General features: G+C 68.6%; 17 protein-coding genes. 14 read left to right on the forward strand and 3 right to left on the reverse strand.

Annotated elements, in window-relative coordinates; translation table 11 throughout:
• Position 1 precedes the first annotated feature (1 nt).
• Positions 2 to 1,471: a D-glycero-beta-D-manno-heptose 1-phosphate adenylyltransferase gene (gene rfaE2 / locus SVA_RS08445; RefSeq protein ID WP_096460810.1), complete on the reverse strand. Its 1,470-nt coding sequence runs from the start codon at positions 1,469 to 1,471 to the stop codon at positions 2 to 4.
• Positions 1,472 to 1,777: 306 nt separating this feature from the next.
• Here rfaE2 and SVA_RS08450 point away from each other — a divergent pair, with 306 nt between their 5' ends.
• From SVA_RS08450 to SVA_RS08505, 12 genes are all read left to right on the forward strand, one after another.
• A complete protein-coding gene (locus SVA_RS08450; RefSeq protein ID WP_096460811.1) occupies positions 1,778 to 3,046 on the forward strand; it encodes a glycosyltransferase in 1,269 nt (422 codons plus the stop codon).
• Between the two features lie 34 nt (positions 3,047 to 3,080).
• Positions 3,081 to 3,806, forward strand: coding sequence for an SDR family oxidoreductase (locus SVA_RS08455; RefSeq protein WP_169924027.1), 726 nt, complete (start codon positions 3,081 to 3,083; stop codon positions 3,804 to 3,806).
• Positions 3,803 to 4,402, forward strand: a complete 600-nt coding sequence (locus SVA_RS08460) for a D-glycero-alpha-D-manno-heptose-1,7-bisphosphate 7-phosphatase (RefSeq protein ID WP_096460813.1) — start codon at positions 3,803 to 3,805, stop codon at positions 4,400 to 4,402. The genes SVA_RS08455 and SVA_RS08460 overlap by 4 nt, the downstream gene beginning before the upstream one ends.
• Complete coding sequence (gene waaF / locus SVA_RS08465; RefSeq protein ID WP_197703431.1) at positions 4,399 to 5,514, forward strand: lipopolysaccharide heptosyltransferase II; 1,116 nt, start codon at positions 4,399 to 4,401, stop codon at positions 5,512 to 5,514. Before SVA_RS08460 ends, waaF begins: the two co-directional genes overlap by 4 nt.
• Positions 5,515 to 7,290 (forward strand): carbamoyltransferase family protein, encoded by a 1,776-nt coding sequence (locus tag SVA_RS08470; RefSeq protein ID WP_096460814.1) that lies wholly within the window; start codon positions 5,515 to 5,517, stop codon positions 7,288 to 7,290.
• Positions 7,235 to 8,209, forward strand: a complete 975-nt coding sequence (locus SVA_RS08475; protein ID WP_096460815.1) for a glycosyltransferase family 2 protein — start codon at positions 7,235 to 7,237, stop codon at positions 8,207 to 8,209. Before SVA_RS08470 ends, SVA_RS08475 begins: the two co-directional genes overlap by 56 nt.
• Before the next feature lie 7 nt (positions 8,210 to 8,216).
• A complete protein-coding gene (locus tag SVA_RS08480; protein ID WP_096460816.1) occupies positions 8,217 to 9,215 on the forward strand; it encodes a radical SAM protein in 999 nt (332 codons plus the stop codon).
• Between the two features lie 3 nt (positions 9,216 to 9,218).
• Complete coding sequence (locus tag SVA_RS08485; RefSeq protein WP_096460817.1) at positions 9,219 to 10,367, forward strand: glycosyltransferase family 9 protein; 1,149 nt, start codon at positions 9,219 to 9,221, stop codon at positions 10,365 to 10,367.
• A gap of 4 nt (positions 10,368 to 10,371) precedes the next feature.
• The gene (locus SVA_RS08490; protein WP_096460818.1) at positions 10,372 to 11,343 is read left to right on the forward strand and encodes a glycosyltransferase; all 972 of its coding nucleotides are present in this window, start codon (positions 10,372 to 10,374) and stop codon (positions 11,341 to 11,343) included.
• A gap of 127 nt (positions 11,344 to 11,470) precedes the next feature.
• Positions 11,471 to 12,193: an endonuclease/exonuclease/phosphatase family protein gene (locus tag SVA_RS08495; RefSeq protein ID WP_096460819.1), complete on the forward strand. Its 723-nt coding sequence runs from the start codon at positions 11,471 to 11,473 to the stop codon at positions 12,191 to 12,193.
• A 14-nt stretch (positions 12,194 to 12,207) separates the two neighbouring features.
• Complete coding sequence (treZ, locus tag SVA_RS08500) at positions 12,208 to 14,115, forward strand: malto-oligosyltrehalose trehalohydrolase (protein WP_096460820.1); 1,908 nt, start codon at positions 12,208 to 12,210, stop codon at positions 14,113 to 14,115.
• Positions 14,112 to 16,148 carry an amylo-alpha-1,6-glucosidase gene (locus SVA_RS08505; protein ID WP_096460821.1) on the forward strand — a complete coding sequence of 679 codons (2,037 nt, stop codon included), beginning with the start codon at positions 14,112 to 14,114 and terminating at the stop codon, positions 16,146 to 16,148. The genes treZ and SVA_RS08505 overlap by 4 nt, the downstream gene beginning before the upstream one ends.
• Before the next feature lie 77 nt (positions 16,149 to 16,225).
• Here SVA_RS08505 and SVA_RS08510 read toward each other — a convergent pair whose 3' ends face one another.
• A complete protein-coding gene (locus tag SVA_RS08510) occupies positions 16,226 to 16,486 on the reverse strand; it encodes a PepSY domain-containing protein (RefSeq protein WP_096460822.1) in 261 nt (86 codons plus the stop codon).
• A gap of 208 nt (positions 16,487 to 16,694) precedes the next feature.
• Positions 16,695 to 17,597, reverse strand: coding sequence for an FG-GAP repeat domain-containing protein (locus SVA_RS08515; protein ID WP_096460823.1), 903 nt, complete (start codon positions 17,595 to 17,597; stop codon positions 16,695 to 16,697).
• 392 nt (positions 17,598 to 17,989) lie between these two features.
• On the opposite strand from SVA_RS08515, the gene SVA_RS08520 reads away from it, so the two are divergent.
• The gene (locus tag SVA_RS08520) at positions 17,990 to 21,349 is read left to right on the forward strand and encodes an NHL domain-containing protein (protein WP_169924028.1); all 3,360 of its coding nucleotides are present in this window, start codon (positions 17,990 to 17,992) and stop codon (positions 21,347 to 21,349) included.
• A 291-nt stretch (positions 21,350 to 21,640) separates the two neighbouring features.
• Complete coding sequence (locus tag SVA_RS08525; RefSeq protein WP_096460825.1) at positions 21,641 to 22,303, forward strand: carboxypeptidase-like regulatory domain-containing protein; 663 nt, start codon at positions 21,641 to 21,643, stop codon at positions 22,301 to 22,303.
• Positions 22,304 to 22,314 lie beyond the last annotated feature (11 nt).

Consider the following 22,314-nt stretch of genomic DNA (forward strand, 5'->3'; position numbering starts at 1 on the left):
TTCATCCGCCCACCACCCGCCGGATGCGCTCGATGATTCCGCTCGTGGAGCGGTCGCCGACGTAGGGAAGAATGCACACGGCGCCGCCCAGACTCTCGACGAGCGCGGCCTCGGGGAGCGTGTCGCGCGTGTAGTCGCCGCCCTTCACGTAGATGTCGGGCCGCGCGGCCGAGATGAGCTCGCGCGGGGAATCGTCGTCGAAGGCGACGACGTAGTCCACGTAGCTGAGCGCGGCGAGCACCTTGAGGCGATCCTCGAGCGCGTTGATCGGGCGGCCGCGGCCCTTCAGCCGCGCGACGCTCGCGTCCGCGTTCACGCCGACGATCAGCACGTCGCCCAGGCCCTTCGCGCGATTGAGCAGCGTGACGTGCCCGCGATGGAGGATGTCGAAGCAGCCGTTGGTGAAGACGATGCGCCGCCCGGCGGCGCGCTCCGCCTCCACCCGCTGCGCGAGCGCGCGCGCGTCGGGCACGCGCTTTTCGCCGCCCGCGAACAGCGCGCGCAGCTCGGCGGTGCTGCACACCGCCGTGCCGTCCTTGCCGACGACCACCGCCGCCGCCGCCGATGCGATCTCCGCGGCCTCGGGCGTCTCCGCGCCCGACGCCAGGGCGAGCGCCAGCGCGGCGACGTACGTGTCGCCGCCGCCGGTGGTGCGCGGCGCGCGCGCCGGGCGGGCGTACGTGCGGTAGGGCGCGCGGCCGTGCTCGAGAATGATCGCGCCGTCGGTGTCCAGCGTGACCGCCGCGATACGCGCGCCGGTGCGTTGCAGCAGGCGCTCGCTCTGGGCCGCGATGCGCTCGGCGCGCCCGCCGCGCGCGGCGTCGGCGGTGCGTTCGAGCAGCGCGAGGGCCTGGGTGTAACTGGGCTTCACGACGGTCGGCGCGACGACGGCGAAGCGCGTGAGGCGGCGCGAGTCGACCACGACCGGTGCCGTGAACCGGCCTCCGAGTCCGGCGAGCGCACCGAGCACGGTCGCCGTGAACACGCCGTAGCCGTAATCCGAGAGAACGACGACGTCCGCCTCCGCGCACGCGGCGAGCGCGCGATCGAGCAGCGCGTGCTCGATGTCCGCGGCAAGCGCGCGCCGCGCGCCGGAATCGAAGCGCGCGACCATCTGTCCGTCCGCGACGAGCCGGTGCTTGGCGGGCGTGCGACGTGCGCGGTCGACGATGAGCGAGGTGTCGTCCACGCCGCGTTCCCGGAGCGCGCGGCGCAGCCGCGCGCCGTCGGCGTCCTCGCCGATCACGGAGACGAACGTCACGCGACCGCCGAGCGCCGCGAGATTCGCCGCGGCGTTGGCGGCGCCGCCCGGCAGGTCCTGCGTGGCGTCGATCTGGACGAGCGGAACGGGCGCCTCGCGACAGAGGCGCTCGACGCGACCCTGGAGATAAACATCGAGGAGCGCGTCGCCGATCACCGTGACGCGCCGCTCCGGAAGCGCATCGGCGATCTGCGCGAGATCGATGGGCACCGCTGTTCCCTCAGCAATCGATTCGTCGCGAACGAGTCGAAGCATACCAGAGACGAGCGCGTACACCAGCCCGTAACTTCATCCCGATGCGGCCGAGACGAAGCGGCTCGGCAAAGTCCCTGAAGCGATCAAAGGAACCGCGCGCGGCTGTCGCCAATCGGTTACACGTGTCGCGCTCGGGCCGACGGCGCTCAGTACTTTTGCGGATGCACGCACGCGGCCGCTTGACGGCAGAATGCCTCGAAAGAACCGCTGTCCGAAGCGGCCGCCAGCCGTCCGCCACGCAGTTGGAATCGAGGGAACGTCATGGTCGCAAGGATTGCGATGATCAGTGAGCACGCGTCCCCGCTGGCCACGCTGGGTGGCGTGGACAGCGGCGGACAGAACGTCTATGTAGCGCAACTCGCGAATCAGCTTGCCGCGCGCGGTTACCAGGTCGACGTGTTCACGCGGCGCGACCAGGAGACGCTGCCGGACGTCGTGAAGTTCATCAGCCGCGTGCGCGTCGTGCACGTGAAGGCCGGCCCGCCGGTACCGATCCCCAAGGAGCAGCTGCTGCCGTACATGCCGGAGTTCGCCCGGCAGATGAGCCTCTATTGTCGGCGCCAGCGCATGCCCTACGACGTCGTGCACGCGAACTTCTGGACCTCCGGCGTCGTCGCGATGGCCCTGAAGGCGGAGCTGGACCTGCCGTTCGTGATCACGTTCCACGCGCTGGGTCGGGTGCGCCGCCTGCATCAGGGCGAGGCGGACCACTTTCCGGACGAGCGTCCGGAGATCGAGGAGCGGATCATCGCCGCGGCCGACTGCGTGATCGCGGAGTGCGCCCAGGATCGCGCAGACCTCCTGAACCTCTACGGGGCCGACCCCGCGCGGATCCGCATCGTGCCCTGCGGCTTCGACAGCGCGGAGCTTTGGCCCGTGGAGAAATGCGTCGCGCGGCGCGTGTTGGGGTTCGCGCCGGGCGAACGCATCGTCGCGAGCATCGGCCGCCTGGTGCCGCGCAAGGGAATCGATGTCGCCATCCGGGCGCTCGGCCGGCTCTGGCGGGAGCACGGCGTGGACGCGCGGCTCGTCGTGGTGGGCGGCGAGTCCGAGCTGCCGTGCCCGACGGCGACCCCGGAGATCGCGCGGCTGCATCGCATCGCGGCCGAGGAAGGCGTGGACGACCGGGTGACGTTCACCGGCTCCTGCCGTCGGCAGCTGCTGCGCTATTACTACAGCGCCGCGGACGTCTTCGTGACGACCCCGTGGTACGAGCCGTTCGGGATCACGCCCGTCGAGGCGATGGCCTGCGGCACGCCGGTCATCGGGACGAGCGTGGGCGGCATCAAGACCACGATACGCCACGGGCGCACCGGCTTCCTGATTCCGCCGCACAGCGCCGATGCGCTCGCCGCGCGCCTCGCGGAGCTCCTCGGCGCGCCCGAGCTGCGTCGGGCGCTCGGCGACGCGGGCCGCGAACGGGCCAACCGGCACTTCACGTGGGCGCAGGTCGCCGACCGCGTCGCCTCTCTCTACGCGCACGTCATCGCCGCCGGGGCGGAGCAGCGCGCCGGCAACGCCAACGCCTGAGCGGGAGGGGAGGCCGATGCAGGAAGGATCGGGGATGCCGGCTCTGCGCGGGAAGGTCGCGCTCGTGACGGGCGGGGCGCGCGGCCTCGGCGCGGAGGTCTGCCGGGTGCTCGCGCGCCACGGCGCCGATGTCGTGTGCGCGGACGTCCGCGAGGACCTCGCCGAGGGGCTCGTGCAGGAGATCCGCGGCGCGGAGGGGCAGGCGAGCACGATCGCGCTCGACGTGCGCGACCCGCAAGCCGTCGCGGACGCCGTCGGGCGCCTGGTTCGCAGCCACGACCGGGTGGACATCGTCGTCAACAACGCGGCGATCGACATCACGGTGGCCGCCGACGAGCTCGCGGTCGATGACTGGCGGCGCATCATCGACACGAATCTGAACGGGCCGTACTGGCTCTGCCGCAGCGTCTTCCCCGTGATGAAGCGGCAAGGAGGCGGGCAGATCGTCAACATCGCGTCGACGGCGGCGAAGCGCGCCTGGCCGAACGCGACCGGCTACCACGCGAGCAAGTGGGGCCTGCTCGGGTTGAGCCACGCGCTCCACGCCGAGGGACGCGCGCACGGCATCAAGGTGACGGCGGTGGTGAGCGGAGGGATGCGCACGCCGTTCCTGCTGGACCGGTTCCCCGACATCGACGTCAACACGCTGCAGGACCCGCGGCACGTGGCCGACACGATCCTGTTCGTGCTGACGCGCCCGCCCGAGACGGTGATTCCGGAGATCATGGTGCTGCCGATGACGGAGACGTCCTGGCCGTGACGGTCAAGGCGATATTCCTCGACAAAGACGGCACGCTGATCGAGAACGTGCCGTACAACACGGATCCGTCCCGGGTCCGCCTGACTCCGGGTGCCGGCCCCGCGCTCGTGCGCCTGCACACGCTCGGCTACGCGCTCATCGTCGTCTCGAACCAGCCCGGCATCGCGCACGGGTTCTTCGCGCCGCGCGCGCTCGACGCGGTGTACGAACGACTGCGGATCCTGCTCGCGCCGTACCACGTTCCGCTCGCGGGGTTCTATTACTGCCCGCATCACCCCGCCGGGCGCGTGCCGCGCTACGCGACCGCCTGCGGCTGCCGCAAACCGGCGCCCGGCCTGCTGCTCGCGGCCGCGACGATCCACGGCGTCCATCTCGAGCGGTCATGGATGATCGGCGACATCCTCGACGACGTGGAGGCCGGGCAGCGCGCCGGCTGCCGCACCGTGCTCGTCGACAACGGCAACGAAACCGAGTGGCGCCAGGGACCGTTCCGCGCGCCGGACGCGACCGCGACGGACCTCCGGGGCGCCGCGGAGCGCATCGCGCGGTGTGCCGCCTGGAGCGAACGCTATTACCGGCGGGAGGTGCGCGCGTGAGCGGACCACCCCGCTGGGAGACCGCGCGAAACCTGTTGTGCGTGCGGCTCGACGCGCTCGGCGATGTCCTCATGACGGGACCCGCCATCGCGGCGCTCAAACGCGCGCGGCCGGACCGGCACGTGACCGTGCTCACCTCGCCGGCGGGCGCCGCGATCGCGCAGTACCTGCCCGGGATCGACGCGCTGATCGTCCATCGCTCGCCCTGGGTCAAGGCGACGGCGCCGCGGGCGCGCGTCGGGGACGATCGCGTGCTGCTGGCGCGCCTGCGCACCCGGGACTTCGATGCGGCCGTGATCTTCACGGTGTACAGCCAGAGCGCGCTGCCGGCGGCGACGTACTGCTACCTCGCCGGCATTCCGCTGCGCCTCGCGCACTGCCGGGAGAATCCGTACGGGCTGCTGACGGACTGGGCGCCGGAGACGGAGCCGCAGCAGGGCGTGCGGCACGAAGTGCAGCGGCAGCTCGATCTCGTCGCCCGCGTCGGAGCGCGCATCGACGACGACCGGCTGCGCCTCAACGTTCCCGCCGAGAGCTTCGCCAAGGCGCAGGTGCTGGTCGCCGGCCTGCGGCTCGGCCGGAACGCACGCTGGGCGCTCGTGCACCCGGGCGCCAGCGCTCCCTCCCGGCGCTATCCACCGGAAGGGTTCGCGCGCGCGGCCGATCTGCTGGTCCGGGAGCACGGTTGTCACGTCGTCTACACGGGAAGCGCGGCGGAATCCGCGCTGATCGCCGAGATCCGGGCGCACATGCGCTCGCCCTCGCACTCGCTCGCCGGGCGGTGCGATCTCGGCACGCTGAGCGCGCTCATCGCGCTCGCGCCCGTGCTGGTCGTCAACAACACCGGGCCGGCGCACATCGCGGCCGCGGTCGGCACCCCGGTCGTCGATCTCTACGCGCTCACGAACCCGCAGCACACGCCGTGGCGCGTGGAGAGCCGGGTCCTGTATCACGACGTGCCGTGCAAGAACTGCTACAAAAGCGTCTGCCCGATCGGCCATCACGACTGCCTGCGGCGCGTTCCGCCGGAAGCCGTCGCCCGGGCGGCCGTGGAGCTCCTGGAGGGCACGCCGCAGGGCGAGCGCGTGCGGGTCGCGCAGGGAGCGCGCTAGATGTACACCCTCGGCATCAACGCGGCCTACCACGATTCCTCGGCGTGCCTCGTGCACGACGGCGTCGTCGTCGCCGCGGCGGAGGAAGAGCGGTTCACGCGTATCAAGCACGCGAAACGTCCGGTGCCGTTCTCGGCCTGGGAGCTCCCGTACCACGCGATCGATTTCTGCCTCGCGAGCGCCGGCGTCGACATCGGCGCGCTCGATCACGTCGCCTACGCGTACGATCCGCAGCAGCTGCTGCGCGACGGCCGGTCGGCCGTGGTCGCGCTGCCGCTCCAGCCGAGCGCGCACCCGATCCCCGAAGGGTGGGATTCGCCGTGGGAGCCGCTGTTCGTCTCCTACGTCGTCAACGCCCCGCGCCTCCTGGTCGACGGCGTGCCCCACCATCTGCAACGCCGCTTCGGCAAGGCCGGGGCCGCGCGTTACCGCTGGCATTTCGTCGATCACCACCTCGCGCACGAGGCGAGTGCTTTCCTGCCGTCGCCCTTCGATAGCGCCGCCGTGCTGACGATGGACGGACGCGGCGAGCGCGCGACCACGAGCTACGCGGTCGGGCAGGGCACCGGGCTCGAGCGCCTCGCGCAGATCGACCTGCCGCATTCGCTCGGCCTCCTGTACGAGGAGGTGACGCGCTACCTCGGCTTTCTGCATTCGTCGGACGAGTACAAGGTCATGGCTCTCGCCTCGTTCGGCAAGCCGCGCTACCGCGAGCTGTTTCGCGAGATTCTCGAGAGCGGGCCGGACGGCCGCTACCGGATCAACGACGTCCCGCTCGCCGAGCGTCTCGGTCCCGCGCGGCGTCGCGGCGAGGCGCTGGAGGAGCGTCACTTCGACGTGGCCTGCTCCCTGCAGAAGGCCCTCGAGGAGACCGTGCTCGGCATGGCGCGCTGGCTGCACGAGCAGACCGGCGAGCGCCGGTTGTGCCTGGCCGGCGGCGTCGCGCTCAACTGCGTGATGAACGGGCGGCTGTTGCGGGAAGGGCCGTACGACGACATCTGGGTCCAGCCGGCGGCCGGCGACGCCGGCACCGCGCTCGGGGCGGCGCTCTGGATCGATGCGCGCGAGCGGAACGACGGCGAGCGCCGTTACACGATGGATCACGCGCTGCTCGGCCCGTCGTACGACGAACGCGAGATCGAGGCGGTGCTGCGTCGCGCCGGCGTCCGTTACCGGCGTCTGCCCGGCCTCGACGACGTGGCCGAGCTGCTCGCGCGCGACCGGATCGTCGCCTGGTTCCAGGGCGCGATGGAGTTCGGGCCGCGTGCGCTCGGCGGCCGATCGATCCTCGCCTCGCCGATGTCGCCGTCGATGCAGGCGCGCCTGAACGACATCAAGGACCGCGAGGATTTCCGCCCGGTGGCCCCGGTCGTCCTGGAGGAGGAGGCGCCGGACTGGTTCGCGGGCTGCCGGCGCTCGCCGTTCATGCTGTTCGTGTACGACGTGCTACCCGAACGGCGCGCGCGCATCCCGGCGGTCGCGCACGTCGACGGCACGGCGCGGGTGCAGACCGTCAACCGCGAGCAGCACCCCGTCTACTATGACCTGCTGCGCGCCTTCCAGGCCCGCACGGGCGTGCCGGTGCTGGTCAACACCTCGTTCAACACGCGCGGCGAGCCGATCGTGTGCACGCCGCGCGACGCGCTCGAGTGCTTCGCGAGCTCGCCGCTGGATGCCCTGGTCATGGGACCGTTTCTGCTCGAGAAACGGGAGCTGCTCAATGACGTTGCGCGTTTCCGTCGTCGTACCGACGTACCGGCGCCCGTTTCTGCTTGACCGGTGCCTGCGGGCGCTCGTCGGGCAGGACCTGCCGCGGGGGGAATACGAGATCGTCGTGGTCGACGACGCCAATGACGCCAAGACGCGCGAGGTCGTCGAGGACTATGGACGCGAGGGCGACATCGCGCCGCCGATCCGCTACGAGTGCGTCACCGGCCGCCACGGTCCCGCGATCGCGCGCAACCGCGGCTGGCGCGCGGCGCGCGCCCCCATCGTGTCGTTCACGGACGACGACTGCGTTCCGCAATCCGACTGGCTTCGCCACGGCCTTCTGGCGCTCGACGGCGGCGCGGCGGCCGCGTGGGGACGGATCCGTGTCCCGCTGCCGCCCGAGCCGACCGATTACGAGCGCGATGCCGCGCGGCTCGCCGACGCCGGCTTCGTTACGGCGAACTGCTTCTGTCGGCGGGAGGCGCTGCAGGCCGTCGGCGGACTGGACGAGCGTTTCACGGCCGCGTTTCGCGAGGACAGCGATCTCTACTTTTCCCTGCTCGAGCGCGGGCTGCCGGTCGTGCACGCGCCGCGGGCGATCGTCGTGCATCCGCTGCGGCCGGCCGGGTGGGGAGAGAGCCTGCGGCAGCAACGCAAGATCCTGTTCGATGCGTTGCTCTACAAGAAACACCCGGCCCTGTACCGGGCGCGCATCCGGCGCACGCCGCGCTGGGATTACTACGGCATCGTCGCGCTCCTGGGCCTCGCGCTCGGCGGTGCGGCCGCCGGCGCGACGGGCGTGGCCCTTGGCGCGGGGGCCGGCTGGGCCGGCATGACGGCGCAGCTCTTCGCGACGCGTCTCGCCGGCACCCGGCGCTCGCCCGCGCACGTGGCCGAGATGGCGCTCACCTCGGCCTTGATCCCGCCGCTCGCCGTGTACTGGCGCCTCGTGGGCGCCGTCCGGTTTCGCACCGCGTTCTTTTGACGAACACATGGCGCCGCCCATCGCCTTCGCGCAGATCGAGCCCGTGGGACAGTGCAACCTGCGCTGCCGCATGTGTCCGATCCAGTTCCGCCGGGACGGCCCGCCCCACGGTCCGCTCGCGTTCATGCCGCTCGCCACCTTCCGGCGCCTGATCGACCAGCTCCCGGACCTTCGGTCCTTGCACCTGCAAGGCATGGGCGAGCCGCTGATGCATCCGCAGTTCTTCGAGATGGTGCGCTACGCGGCCGCCCGCGGCGTGCGCGTGTCCACGAACACCAACCTCACGCTCCTGTCCGAGCGGCGCGCGCGGCTGTGCGTGGAAAGCGGACTGCACGAGTTGCATGTCTCCATCGACGGAGCGACCGCGGCGACCTACGAGGCGATCCGGGTGCGGTCGCGCTTCGCGCGGGTGCTGCGCCACCTGGAGTGGCTGCAACGCGCGCGCGAGGCGTGCAAGGCCTCGGCGCCCGAAGTCCGGATCGTCGCCGTGGTCATGCGCCGCAACCTCGAGGAGCTGCCGGGGCTGGTGGAGCTGGCGCACCGGTACGGGGTGCGACGGGTCTTCGTCCAGCATTTGTGCCACGACTTCGCGGAGGAGAGCTTGCCCGCGGAGTACCGGCCGATGCGCCACTTCGTCGACGACGAGAGCCTGCTCGGCGTCCCGGTGGAGCGGATCGACGCGTGGTTCGGCCGCGCGCGCGAGCGCGCCCTGGCGCTCGGGGTGGACCTGCGGCTGCCGCGGGCGCGGCCGCGGGCGGAAGGGCCCGCCCCCGGGGCACGGCGCTGCGAGTGGCCCTGGCGCGGTCCTTATATAAGTTACCGCGGCGAGGCCATGCCGTGCTGCATGGTCTCCACGCCGGATCGCATCAACTTCGGGAACATGGCCGACCAGGGCATCGAGACCGTGTGGCGTTCCGCGCCCTACGAGGCCTTTCGCGCGGGCCTGGACGGGGACACGCCGCCCGAGGTGTGCCGCTCGTGCTCGGTTTACCAGGGAGTCTTTTGATATATGGCCCGAACTTCACAGGATGCACTGGCGGGCGACACGGCGGCGGCGTTGTCGCCCGGCCATCGCCTGGGACCGACGCTGCCCGAGCGCGTCGCGGTCTTCCGGGCGCTGCAGCTCGGCGACATGCTGTGCGCGGTCCCGGCGCTGCGCGCCCTGCGGGCCGCGCTGCCGCGCGCCCGCATCACGCTCATCGGCCTGCCGTGGGCGGGCGCGTTCGCGAGCCGTTTCGCCCGCGACGTCGACGACTTTCTCGCGTTTCCGGGCGGTTCGGGCCTGCCCGAGCGAAGCGCCACCGCGCCCGAGACCGAGGCATTCTACGCCCGTGCGCGTGCCGCGCGCTTCGACCTCGCGATCCAGCTGCACGGCGACGGCGAGCGCTCCAACGCGATCGTCGAGGAGATGGGCGCCCGCAGGCTGGCGGGGTTCTTCCGGCCCGGCGGACGCGCGCCGGAGCCGGAACGCTTCCTGCGCTATCCCGACGATCTGAGCGAGGTCCGCCGGCTCCTGGCGCTCATGTCGTTCCTCGGCATACCCGAGCGGGGGAGGGAGCTCGATTTTCCGATCCTGCCCGGCGAATGGCGCGATGGGGCCGCGCTCCGCGCGGCGTACGGGTTGCGGCCGGGCGAGTACGCGTGCGTGCATGCCGGCGCGCGCGCCCCCGCACGCCGCTGGGCGCCCGAACGGTTCGCGGCGGTGGCCGACCTGATCGCCGCGAGCGGGCTCCGGATCGTCCTCACCGGCACCGAGCAGGAGCGCGAGCTGACGGGCGCGGTCGCGCGCGCGATGCACACGGGCTGCGTGAACCTCGCGGGCCGCACGCCGCTCGGCGTCCTGGCCGCGCTGCTCACGGGAGCGCGCCTGCTGGTCTGCAACGACACGGGCATATCGCACATCGCGGAGGCGCTGCGCGTTCCGAGCGTCGTGGTGTACACCGGATCGTCGCCGCAACGCTGGGCCCCGGCCGACGACGCGCGCCACCGGGCGGTGTACGTGCCCGTCGGGTGTCGCCCCTGCGAGTACCGGGAATGCCCGATCGGACATCCCTGCGCCAACGGCGTCGGGCTGATGGACGTATGGCGGGAGGCACAGGCGCTGCTCGGGCCCGATCCTTCGACCGTCCGGACCGTTTCCCGGACGATGACGGGCTGACGCCATGCCCCGGTTGAAGGTTCTCACGTGGCATATCCACGGCAGCTACCTCTATTACCTCAGTCACGCGCCGGTGGAGCTGTACGTGCTCTCGAAACCGGGGCGGCCGCCGGGATACCTCGGGCGCCACGGTCATTTCCCGTGGGGCGCGAACGTCCATGACATGCCCGTGTCGGACCTCCCGCGCCAGTCGTTCGACGCCGTGCTGTTCCAGTCCCGCGACCATTACGAGAAAGACCAGTACGAGATCCTGACGCCCGCCCAGCAGCGGCTGCCGAAGATCTATCTCGAGCACGATCCGCCGCGCGAGTCGCCGTTCGCGCAGCCGCACTGGGTCGACGATCCCGCCACGTTGCTGGTGCACGTCACCCATTTCAACGCCCTGATGTGGAACAGCCGGCGCACGCCGGTGTGCGTGATTCCGCACGGCGTGACGGTGCCGCCGGACGTGCGCCATACCGGCGAGCTCGCGCGCGGCATCGTCGTGATCAATCATCTCGCCCGGCGCGGACGCCGCCTCGGCGAGGACGTCTACGCGCGGGTGCGCCGCGATGTCCCGCTCGATCTGGTGGGGATGGGCGCCGAGGAGAGCCCCGGAGGCATCGGCGAAATACGGCACGACGGGCTGTGCGCCTTCGCATCGCGCTACCGCTTCTTCTTCAATCCGATCCGCTACACGAGCCTCGGGCTCGCCGTCTGCGAGGCGATGATGCTCGGCATGCCGGTGGTGGGGCTCGCGACCACGGAGATGTCGACCACCGTCGAGAACGGGGTGTCGGGCTACGTGCACAACGACCTCGACTGGCTGACCGAACGGATGGCCGGGCTGCTCGCCGATCCGGCGGAAGCGCACCGGCTCGGCGAAGGCGCACGCCGCGCGGCGCGCGAGCGGTTCGCGATCGAACGGTTCGCGCGCGACTGGCGCGCCGCCTTCGAAGCGGTCGCGGGCCGCCCGGTCGCGCGGGCGCGTTCATGACGCGCGAGCGCGGAGGACCCCTTATTGTCGGCGGGGATGCGGCTGGTTATCGTGAATCATCGACCCTCCGGCGGCGGGTGTCCGTTCACCCGCTTCGGGGTCGTGGCAAGGACAGCGCAAGGACGCCATGTTTCGGGCGGTCACGCTCAACCTGAGTTATCTGGGTACGCGGCACGGGCCGTGGCCCGCGCGGCGGGCGCTCGTGATCGACGCGCTTCGCGCGCTGCAGCCCGACGTCGTCGCGCTGCAGGCCGTGTGGCGCACGGTCGCGGGGGACAGCCAGGCCGACGAGCTTGCCCGCGAGGTGCCCGGCTACGAATACGTCGCCTTCGAACCGGCCGCCGAAAACGTACAGGGCAGCAAGGGCCTGGCCCTGCTCTCCCGCGGCGCGCTGGCGCAGATCGAGCCGCGGATGCTCGGGCTGCGCGCGGGCACCGAGGACCCGGACCGCCGCATCGTGCTGCGCGCGCACGCCGGCGACCTCTGCCTGTACAACGTCCATTTCTCCTGGGTCCCCGAGCAGGTCGCCGACAACGTCCGCGAGGCCCTGCCGTTCCTGAGGGTGAGGGGGCCCGCGCTCGTGCTCGGCGATTTCAACCTGACGCCCGAGGACCCGCTCCACGCCCGCTTCCTCGAGGAGGGGTGGACCGACGCGTGGCAGGCGCTGCGCCCGCGCGATCCGGGCTACACCTTTGAATCCGATGCGCCGTCCATGCGCATCGACTACGTCTACGTCAACGAACCACTTTCCGCGCGGCTGCGCGCGATCGACCTCGTCGGCGGCGGCCGCGCGACGCCGCCGCGGCTTTCCGACCATCTCGGCGTCGTCGTGGACCTGGACCTCGACTGAGGAAGCGTCAGCGCATGGCCGTGACGTCCCTGCCCGCAGGCGCGCATCGGCGCCTGCCCGTCGGCGCCGAGCCCGTTCCGGGCGGCGGCGTGCACTTCCGCGTGTGGGCGCCGCTGCGCCGGCGCGTCGCGGTCGTGCTCGAGGGCCCGGGGGAGGAGCCCCGTGCCTTTCCGCTGGCCGCGGAGACCGGCGGTTACTTTTCCGATCACGTGCGCGAGGCGCGCGCCGGTGCGCGCTACCGCTTTCGCCTGGACGACGACGAGCGGCTGTATCCCGATCCGGCCTCGCGCTTCCAGCCCGACGGCCCGCACGGCTCCTCGCAGGTCGTCGACCCGTCCGCGTTCGAGTGGACCGATCGCGCGTGGCGCGGCGTCCCGGTCGAGGGGCAGGTGCTCTACGAGATGCACGTCGGCACGTTCACGCACGAAGGCACCTTCGCGGCGGCGACCGCGGAGCTGCCCGCGCTCAGGGCGACCGGCATCTCGGTGGTCGAGCTGCTCCCGGTCGCCGACTTCACCGGGCGCTTCGGCTGGGGCTACGACGGCGTGGACTTCTACGCGCCGACCCGGCTCTACGGCGAGCCCGACGATCTCCGGCGGTTCGTCGACGCCGCCCATCGCCTGGGGCTCGGCGTGATTCTCGACGTGGTCTACAACCACTTCGGTCCCGACGGCAACTACCTTAACGCGTACTCGGCCGATTACGTGTCCGCGCGCCACAAGAGCGAATGGGGCGAGGCGCCGAACTTCGACGGCCCGAACAGCGGCCCGGTGCGCGAGTTTTTCCTGGCGAACGTCGAGTACTGGATCCGGGAGTTCCACCTCGACGGCTACCGCTTCGACGCCACGCAGCAGATCTTCGACGCCTCGCCCGAGCACATCCTCGCCGCGATGACGCGACGCGCGGAGGAGGCGGGAGAGGGGCGGATGATCTACGCCGTCGCCGAGAACGAGCCGCAGGACACGAAGGTCGTCGCGGCGCGCGAGCGCGGCGGATTCGGCGTGGGCGCGCTCTGGAACGACGACTTCCACCACACGGCGCTGGTCGCGCTCACCGGGCGCAACGAGGCGTACTACAGCGACTACCGCGGCTCGCCGCAGGAGTTCGTCTCGGCCGCCAAGTGGGGGTTCCTCTACCAGGGGCAGCGCTACGAGTGGCAGCGGCAGCGGCGCGGCAGCCCGACGTACGGGCTCGACCCGTGGCGCTTCGTCACCTTCCTCGACAACCACGACCAGGTCGCTAACTCGGGGCGCGGCGTACGCTGCCACATGCACACCACCCCCGGCCGCTACCGCGCCATGACCGCGCTGCTCCTGCTCGCGCCGCAGACGCCCATGCTGTTCCAGGGGCAGGAGTTCGCGGCGTCGACGCCGTTCTATTACTTCGCCGATCACCGCGAGGGGCTGGCGCGGCTCGTCGACGAGGGCCGCGCGCAATTCCTCGCGCAATTCCCGAGCCTCGCCACGCCGGAGATGCAGCACACTCTCCCGGATCCCGCCGATCCGCAGACCTTCGTGCGCTCCAAGCTCGACCACACCGAGCGCCACACCCACCGCGAGGCCTACGCGCTGCACTGCGACCTGCTGGCGCTGCGCAACAGCGACCCCGTCTTCGGGCGCACCCGCGTGCGCGAGCTCGACGGCGCCGTGCTCGGCCCGGAGGCCTTCGTGCTGCGCTACTTCGGCTTCGACGGCGACGACCGCCTGCTGCTCGTGAACCTGGGGCTCGACCTGCACCTGCGCCCGGCGCCGGAGCCGCTGCTCGCGCCGCCCGCGGGCAAACGCTGGCGCGTGCTGTGGTCGAGCGAGCATCCGAAGTACGGCGGCCGCGGCACCCCGCACCCCGACGGCGAGGAGAACTGGTGGCTCCCCGGGCACGCCGCCATCGCGCTCGGGCCCGGAGATCCGGAGCCGCGGGAATGAGCGACGCACCGCACGTCTTCCGCCGTCCGGACTCGGGCTGGAAGGCGGAAGACCTCCTGTCGCGCGAATGGCTCGTCACCAACGGGCTCGGCGGCTATGCCTCGGGCACGATCGCCGGCGTGCACACGCGCGCCTATCACGGTTTTCTCACGGCGGCGCTGCCGGCGCCGCTCGGGCGGCTCCTGATGCTGAAGCAGCTCTCCGAGCAGGTGCGCGCGGGCGACGACGCCCACCCGCTGATCGACCAGGCGGCGATCTTCGGCGGGAAGGGGGCGCTGCCCGAGCCCGCGCACCTGAAGGAGTTCCGTCTGGAGACCGGCCTGCCCGTGTGGCGCTTCGACACGCCGGTCGCGACCCTCGAGCGGCGCGTCTGCATGCCGCACGGCCAGAACACGGTCTACGTCGCCTATCGCGTGATCGACGCCGACGGACCGGTGCGGCTCACCGTGCGGCCCTGGATCCACTTCCGCTCGACCGACAACCCCTCCCGGCCCGATCCCGCGCGCGGTTACAGCCTCAGGGTCTTCGACAACCGCTACGAGATCAACGCCGAGCCCGATTTCCCGGCGTTGCGCCTGCTGCTTCGCGGCGACGATCCGCGCTTCGTGGTCGACGGCGGGATGCGCCGGGAGGTGTATCTCGCGATCGAGGCCGAGCGCGGGTACGAGCCGCGCCGGATGCTGTGGAGCCCCGGCTGGTTCGCGATCGATCTCGCCCGCGGACAGGAGGCGGCGCTCATCGCGTCGAGCGAGCCGTGGAACGCGATGTCGGCGCTCTCGCCGGACGAGGCCCACCGCTACGAGCAGGACCGCCGCCGGCGGCTGCTCGAGCTCGCGGACGCGCGGGTCAGGAGCTCGCCGGTCGCGTCGCTGGTGCTCGCCGCCGACCAGTTCCTCGTCGCGCCCGCCGGGCGCGTCCGCGACGCGATCCGCGCGAACGCCGAAGGCGACCAGGTGCGCTCGGTGATCGCCGGCTATCACTGGTTCGGCGACTGGGGCCGGGACACGATGATCAGCCTCGAGGGGCTGACCCTGGTGACCGGACGGCACACGGAAGCGGGATGGATCCTGCGCACCTTCCAGCATTACGTGCGCGACGGGCTCATCCCGAACATGTTCCCGGAAGGCGAGGAGGAGGGGCTGTACCACACCGCCGACGCCACGCTGTGGTTCTTCCAGGCGCTCGACCGCTACCTCGCCCACACCGATGATCGCGGCACGCTGCGCCGGCTCCTCCCGACGCTCGTCGACATCGTCGGGCAGCACCTCGCCGGGACCCGGTTCGGGATCGGCGTCGACCGGAACGACGGCCTGCTGCGGCAGGGCGCGGAGGGCTACCAGCTCACCTGGATGGACGCGAAGGTCGAGGACTGGGTCGTGACGCCGCGGCGCGGCAAGGCCGTCGAGATCAACGCCCTCTGGTACAACGCGCTGCGGCTGCTCGCCGGATGGTTGCGCGACGAGGCGCGGACGGAAGAGGCGGCCGCGCTGGAGGAGCACGCCGCGCGTGCCCGGCGCGCGTTCAACGCGCGCTTCTGGTATGCGCAGGGCGGCTATCTCTACGACGTCGTCGACGGCGAGCGCGGCGACGACACGGCCTGCCGCCCGAACCAGCTCTTCGCGTTCACCCTGCGCCATCCCGTCCTCGCCCGCGAGCGCTGGGCGCCCGTGCTCGACGTCGTCCGCGAACGCCTGCTCACGCCGGTCGGGCTCCGCTCGCTCGCCCCCGATCAACCGGGCTACAAAGCCCGCTACTTCGGCGACCTGCGCGCCCGCGACGCCGCCTACCACCAGGGCACCGTGTGGGCCTGGCTCATCGGCCCGTTCGTTGACGCCTGGCTCGCCGTCCGCCCGGACGATCGCGACGGCGCCCGGCGTTGTCTCGAAGGCTTGCTGCCTCACCTCGACGACGCCTGCATCGGATCGATCAGCGAGATCTTCGACGCCGAGGAGCCGTACGCGCCGCGGGGATGCGTCTCGCAGGCGTGGAGCGTCGCCGAAATGCTGCGGGCGTGGGTCAGGACGCAGACATGAATCAACACAGACGAGCGGGTGACACCCGGCGTGGCGGCAAACACGACCGGGAACCGTGAGCCGGAACTGTCGCCGCGCTAGTTCTTCTTGTCCTTCTTCTTCGGCGCGCCCGTCATCGGGTCGATGTTGACCTTCCCGACCTTCCCGTCCTTCGTCACGAAGCGGATCTTGTACACGCCATCGTCGTACTTCGCCTCGGTGACGTAGGCGACGTTCTTCTCGTTCTCGACTTTCGCGACCATCTTGGAAAGCGGCCGCGCGCCTTCCGGAGGCCGGTCGTCCGCGGCCGGAACGGCAACGGCGGTCAGGAACAAGCCTGCAAAGAGAAGTGACCTCATGGTCGTCTCCCGTGACCTGAATCGGGAAAAGCTTGGGCGCCAGGGGCTCGCGGGACAACTGGGGAAGTGTCGGGGCAGAGGAAAGGAGTTTTCGCTCCCTTACCGGTAGTTCCCCTTATGCGGCCAACCGGATGCCCGGGAGCGCGAAAGCCGGGTGGCCGACGGACGCGCCCCTGGGACTGAGACAGCGAGGACTTGCGCGGAATCGCTACGATACCGGTATACCCAAGGCTCGCTTCGCGTGGTCCGCCACATAGGGGTCGGCGTCCGAAGCGAGCATCTCCAGGTCGGCGCGGTAAGCATTTCGGCCGGCGTCCTTGAAGACATCGACCGCAAGCGCTCTCAGCTCGCGGTCCGGGCTCTTCGCCCATTCGCGCGCACGGTCTATGCCGGCTCGCGCGTCCTGCCCGGTGAAGCGCAGAATCCTGTCGCGCACTGCGATCTGCATTGCGAGACGCAGCTCGCGGTCCGCGCGCTCGCTGCCGGTCTCGGATGAAATCATCCGGATGCGCTCCTCGAGCGGAGGCAGGAGCGTCTTGAGGTAATAGTCCTTGTAATACGTGCTGGCGTCTTCGAACCGTTGTCCGTTCCAGCGAAAAACGGCCGTCCAGATGTCGCTCGTTATGGCGCCGCGGTAGAAAGTGAGATATTGCGAGACGAGCAACTCGGGCGTCCCATCCTTATCGAGGTCCTGCAACGCCGCGCCGAGGCTGTCCCGAGGCCATCCGGGGATCGCCTGGAGGACTTCCTTCCTGGTTCCATGCGCCTTGTAAACGATCGGCCCGCTGTAGAACGCGCGCGATTCGGCAAAGGTGACGAACAACTCGTAAACGCCGTCCTTGTCGATGTCTTCCCATTGGAATTCGCCTACCTGCTCCGGTCGTGCCGGCGGCTCGGCGAGCTCCGTGTCTTCAAGGTAGACGCCGCGGAAGTTGTCGAGAAACAGGGCAACCGCCTTCTTATCGAAGTGGCGGTCCCGCACGGAAGGTTTTGCGTTTACCCGCCAATCGGCGGCATAGATCGGGTCCTTCCCTGGATCGGCGAACGACGGCTGTACGATAGCCGCGACCGAAAGGGCGCTGGCCACCGCGAGAAGGTTGGGCACGTTCAAGGAAACTCGCCTCATGGTTCTTATTAAATATCATCGTTACCTGCATTGTGTCGCTTCAATGCTCCGGCCACGAAAACCGAGAGCGTCCTGCCGCGCGCTTATCCGCCCAAATACGGTACCTCGGACTCACAAATCGCATCGTATCTGCTGCAAACAAAAACCTTGACGAAAATCGGGTGACTTCATAGAGTCACCGCCGCGGCCAAAGGAACAAGGCCGACCAACAACCAAGAACTCGCGGGCGCTTCCGTTGCGCCTCGAGACCAGCAAGGGAGGCAGCGGATTTGGAAAACCGCTCGATGCGTCGGGAAGGCTCGCCTGGCAAGCCCTGTCCCCGTACCGTACGGACACACACTCGCTCGCCGATTCCTCTTGTCGTCCTCGCCCTTCTCGTGCTGTTCGCCACGGTTCCAGCAAGCGGGGCCGAGGCGGGCGGGTTCCTGTGGGTAGCCGACCATCATGCGCTGGTCCGTATAGACACGGAATCCAACCAAGCCGAACCGCTTGGAAGTCTTTCGCACAAGCCCGAGGCCCTGGCCATCGCCGGCAATTCCACTTGGGTATTGCTCAAAAAAGAACTGATCCGGTACGACAACACCGGCAAGGCGGTGGAGGAGATTGATCTTTCTGTACTTGGCGTCGAAGCCGGCGAAGGCGGTCGCCTCGCCATCGATCCTTACGATGACTCAGTGTGGGTCGCCGCGGGAAAGCTCTTGTCACACGTTGTCGGCGGCAAGCGCGGACTCCAATGGCAAGCACCCGAACGCATCCTCGACATCGCTCTCGATCCCGATGAAAGCCTCTGGGTGCTTACGCAGAAACAGCTGCTGCTGATCGACGGAAACGGCGTCGTGCGGGAGTCTGTCGATCTTCATCCCGCCATCAAGGATCCGGCGTTCCTGGCGGTCGATGGGTTAGGGGGGATCGTCTGGATCGCCGGACACAAACACTTGTATGCACTCGATACGAACAAACTCGACATCGGGCCGCAACCGGTGCCGGTTTCCGGTCATGAACAATTTGAAGGAGACGTCCGGTCCATCGCCGTGCATCCCGTCTTCGGCACACTCTGGCTGCTCACGAAAGGCCGCTTGTGGCTCTACGATCGCGCCGGCGCGCCGATCAGGATGGTAGATCTGACTCCCAGCGGCATCGATGAGGCGCGGGTAATCGTCTTCGAGCCGATCAGTCTTAGTCTGTGGATTGGCGGCAAGAGGATGCTCGGTCGCTTTACGGGAAATGGCGAGTTCGTCGCGCTGGTTGGTGTTGAGAAGAAAATCGAAGCGCTCGGCGTTCCACCCTTTACGCTTGCGCCTACACTTCGCCTTGTTCGTCCCGAGAATGGAACCACTACGGCTGACCCCCGCCCGACATTGGAGCTCGAAATAGGCGCGGCGTGTAATGATGTACCCTGCCTGCCGGTCGATGCCTACCTCAGCTCGCTGGCGATGGAGGCATGGTTGAACGGTATTGATATCAGCGACCGCTTCGTTCTTTCCGGCGCCATGGCGCGATATACGCCGGATGAACGCCTGCCGGAAGGGGAGAACGATCTTACCGCGCGGGTAAATGACGTCTTCGGGCATTCCTCGCAGTGGACGTCGACGCTCTTCACGATCGATACGATTCCACCGAAGTTCCTCTCTGTCTTGCCGCCGGACGGGTCCACCCTGACGAATGCGCAGGCGGTGATCTCCGGTCAAGTGGACGATCAGACGGCGAATGTTCTGCTCCTGGCATCCGACGGCGGGTTGCTGAGCATGGGAGGCGCCAACTTCGTGTTTGCGGTCACTGTCCAGCCAGGGGAGAACCGGTTCACGCTTACGGCGCAGGATCCCGCGGGCAATTCAACGAGCCAACTCCTTCGGTTGACCTACCGTACGAGCACAGTAGCCGTTACGAACGTGAAGAACGGTGATCGGATAGAGGGCGGTTCCGTATTCCTTATCGGTACCTTTCAAGGACCACCCAACACCGGCGTCATCGTCGATGGGAAAGTGGCGTATACCCAGGGAAACCAGTTTTTCGTCGAGGTGGACCTGAGCCCGGGGGAAAACCAGATCGCGATCACGGCGAGCACTGAGGATGGTTTGCTAGGACAGGAGACCATCACGCTCTACCGTGATGCCGCAGTTTACGACGTGGAACGGGCACCGAGCCAGGCGCCGGCGATCCATACGGTGGCCGGAAACGGTATTGCGGGCTTCGGAGCCGACGGGCAACCGGCGACCCAGTCTTCGCTGTTCTACCCGAGCGCGATCGCCATCGGTGCAAGCGGCGAGCTCTACATCGCGGATTACACGCGCGTGCGTCGCGTGACGACGGATGGCGTGATTACCACGTATGCTGGGGTCCGGACACCGCCGTCCGGATCGGAGCCGGAACCCGGCAGGAATCTCTGCACGGAAGGCAATGGCGGGCTCGCCACGGAGGTTGAGTTCGCGTTTATCACTGATCTGGCGATGGATCCGGCGCGCACGACTCTCTACGTGGTGGATTACACGGCCGGCTGCGTTCGCCGTGTGGACCCCGATGGCCGCATTTACACGGTGGCAGGAGGTGGCCAGTCGACGGATGCAGGAGATGGCGGCCCGGCCACGGAGGCCACGCTCGTTTTCCCGCTGTCAGTCGCTGTCGGTCCGGACGGCAGTTTGTACATCGCCGAGGATGACTATCCCCGCATTCGCAGAGTGACGCCCGACGGAACGATTACGACGATCGCGGGCAACAGGACTTACGACTATTCCGGTGACGGAGGCTTGGCGACCGAAGCGAGTTTCACCAGCATTTGGGATCTTGCCTTTGACTCGAAAGGTTCTCTTTACATTGCCGACAGCAACAATCGGCGTATTCGGCGCATCGATCTCGACGGAATCGTCACGACCTTCGCAGGCTCCGGCTCTCCGGGTTATTCGGGGGATGGGGGACCGGCCGTCGAAGCTCAATTCGACTTTCCATCCGGGCTTGCCTTCGGCCCGGATGGTGCGCTCTACGTGGCCGACACGGACAACAGTGTGATTCGTCGCATAGCGCCGGACGAGACGATCACAACGATCGCCGGGACCGGCGAGTACGGGTATGACGGCGACGGTGGACCGCCGAGGCTTGCGCGTTTCGCTTTTCCAATGGGCTTGGCCATCGACGCCGGGGGCAGTGCGCTCGTCGCGGACAGCGACAACCAGCGCATTCGCTCCTTCCCTGTCATCAGCGAGAACAGCGAGTTTGCTCCGGTCCGAGTTCGGTTCTCGATCAGCGGTGACAGCGGCATACAACGAATCGAAGCCGACTTCGATGGGGACGGGAAGACTGATTTTGCCACCACCAACCCGAATGTCGGTATCGCGTCGCTCTATGAAGAACCGGGCGTATATCAAGCGACCTTTACCGTCACGGACTCCACCGGGAACAAGCACGTGCGGACCGTACCCGTTCTGATCAAGGACATTGAAGAACAGGATGAACTGCTGCGTTCCATCTACGCGAGCATGCTCAACCGCCTGGGGGTCCGTGATATCGACGGTGCGCTCAAAACGATTTCCGGTGCTGCTCGGGAGAAATACCGCGCTGTTTTCGACGTGCTCGCACCCGACCTTCCGACGATCGTCGATCAGCTCGGCACACTCAAGGAAGGCGCGATCGGGGAGGAAATCGCCGAATACGTCCTGGTTCGCGACGTAAACGGCAAATCCGTTGCCTTCCTAATATATTTCCTGAGAGGCGAAGATGGTGTTTGGCGCATCGAGGGGATGTAAGGGCTCGCCTGTGCGAAGCTCGCGCATGGGCTGCTACGTGGTCAGCGCGTACTCGATTTTTATTACGCCGGGTTCGACGTATCCGAGGACAGTGTTCGGCATTCTTGACCGGGGATCACACTCTCGCTAAGGAGTACATCGAGGCGCGCGTATGAAGAAAACAATCGACTCGAAGCGGCCGGCTGACTGGCAGAACGAAAGGCAGACTGCCAGCGACAGCCTGCGGGTCATCTTGATCGAGCGCAGCGACGACGAGAAAGTGTCGCGGGCACGCGACGTCAGGAGTGCCTTATGAATCGATGCACCATCATCATGGCCGTATTATTCCTCGCCGGGGTCTTGCCGCTGAACGGCTGTGCGACCTCCAGCGCGCCTCCCCGAGAACCGGTGGAAGGCAGAGTCCTGGAGCAGGGAACGAACAGACCCATCCCCGGCGCCATCGTCATCGCCCGCTGGCGCGGTCACATGCCGGTCTTCCCCGCCGACGGCCAAAGCGTTTGTTATCACGTCGAGAGCGCCACCACCGACGAGGAGGGCCGTTACCGCTTCCCCGTGTTCGACGAAGAGCCCCGGCATCGGCGGATTCGGTACAAGTACATCCAAGTCGACGCATATCAACCGGGTTACGAGTGGTCTGGTGCTTCAGAGGGAGGGAAGGTCCAGTATCTGGCACCTTTCATCGGGGGCAGGGAGGAGAGGTTGAAGTACCTTGCACGACTTTCTGGAGTGGTTGGCTGCTACGGTGCTGACAATGAAAAGCCGCTCGTGCCTGTCTACAAGACGCTCTATGAGGAGGCACGTAGTATCGCAACAATGGATAAAGACAAGGAGTTGCTTCAATTCATACGCCGTCGTGCACTCTATGCTTGGTCACGCCCTCCGCGTGAACTGACAGCGCGAGAGATCGAACAGGCTATTAAGAATGACCCGTATTTTCGGGAGCACTTCCCATGAGGGGTGTTCGT

Origin of the sequence: Sulfurifustis variabilis, from assembly GCF_002355415.1 — a bacterium.
Taxonomy (GTDB): Bacteria; Pseudomonadota; Gammaproteobacteria; order Acidiferrobacterales; family Sulfurifustaceae; genus Sulfurifustis; species Sulfurifustis variabilis.

What these genes read in the sequence shown, in the direction of transcription:
- SVA_RS08525 (WP_096460825.1), top strand. Translation starts at nt 21,641, where the DNA reads ATGAATCGATGCACCATCATCATGGCCGTATTATTCCTCGCCGGGGTC.
- SVA_RS08475 (WP_096460815.1), top strand. Translation starts at nt 7,235, where the DNA reads ATGACGTTGCGCGTTTCCGTCGTCGTACCGACGTACCGGCGCCCGTTT.
- SVA_RS08455 (WP_169924027.1), top strand. Translation starts at nt 3,081, where the DNA reads ATGCCGGCTCTGCGCGGGAAGGTCGCGCTCGTGACGGGCGGGGCGCGC.
- SVA_RS08505 (WP_096460821.1), top strand. Translation starts at nt 14,112, where the DNA reads ATGAGCGACGCACCGCACGTCTTCCGCCGTCCGGACTCGGGCTGGAAG.
- SVA_RS08470 (WP_096460814.1), top strand. Translation starts at nt 5,515, where the DNA reads ATGTACACCCTCGGCATCAACGCGGCCTACCACGATTCCTCGGCGTGC.
- SVA_RS08480 (WP_096460816.1), top strand. Translation starts at nt 8,217, where the DNA reads ATGGCGCCGCCCATCGCCTTCGCGCAGATCGAGCCCGTGGGACAGTGC.
- treZ (WP_096460820.1), top strand. Translation starts at nt 12,208, where the DNA reads ATGGCCGTGACGTCCCTGCCCGCAGGCGCGCATCGGCGCCTGCCCGTC.
- SVA_RS08450 (WP_096460811.1), top strand. Translation starts at nt 1,778, where the DNA reads ATGGTCGCAAGGATTGCGATGATCAGTGAGCACGCGTCCCCGCTGGCC.
- SVA_RS08490 (WP_096460818.1), top strand. Translation starts at nt 10,372, where the DNA reads ATGCCCCGGTTGAAGGTTCTCACGTGGCATATCCACGGCAGCTACCTC.
- SVA_RS08495 (WP_096460819.1), top strand. Translation starts at nt 11,471, where the DNA reads ATGTTTCGGGCGGTCACGCTCAACCTGAGTTATCTGGGTACGCGGCAC.
- SVA_RS08485 (WP_096460817.1), top strand. Translation starts at nt 9,219, where the DNA reads ATGGCCCGAACTTCACAGGATGCACTGGCGGGCGACACGGCGGCGGCG.
- SVA_RS08510 (WP_096460822.1), bottom strand. Translation starts at nt 16,486, where the DNA reads ATGAGGTCACTTCTCTTTGCAGGCTTGTTCCTGACCGCCGTTGCCGTT.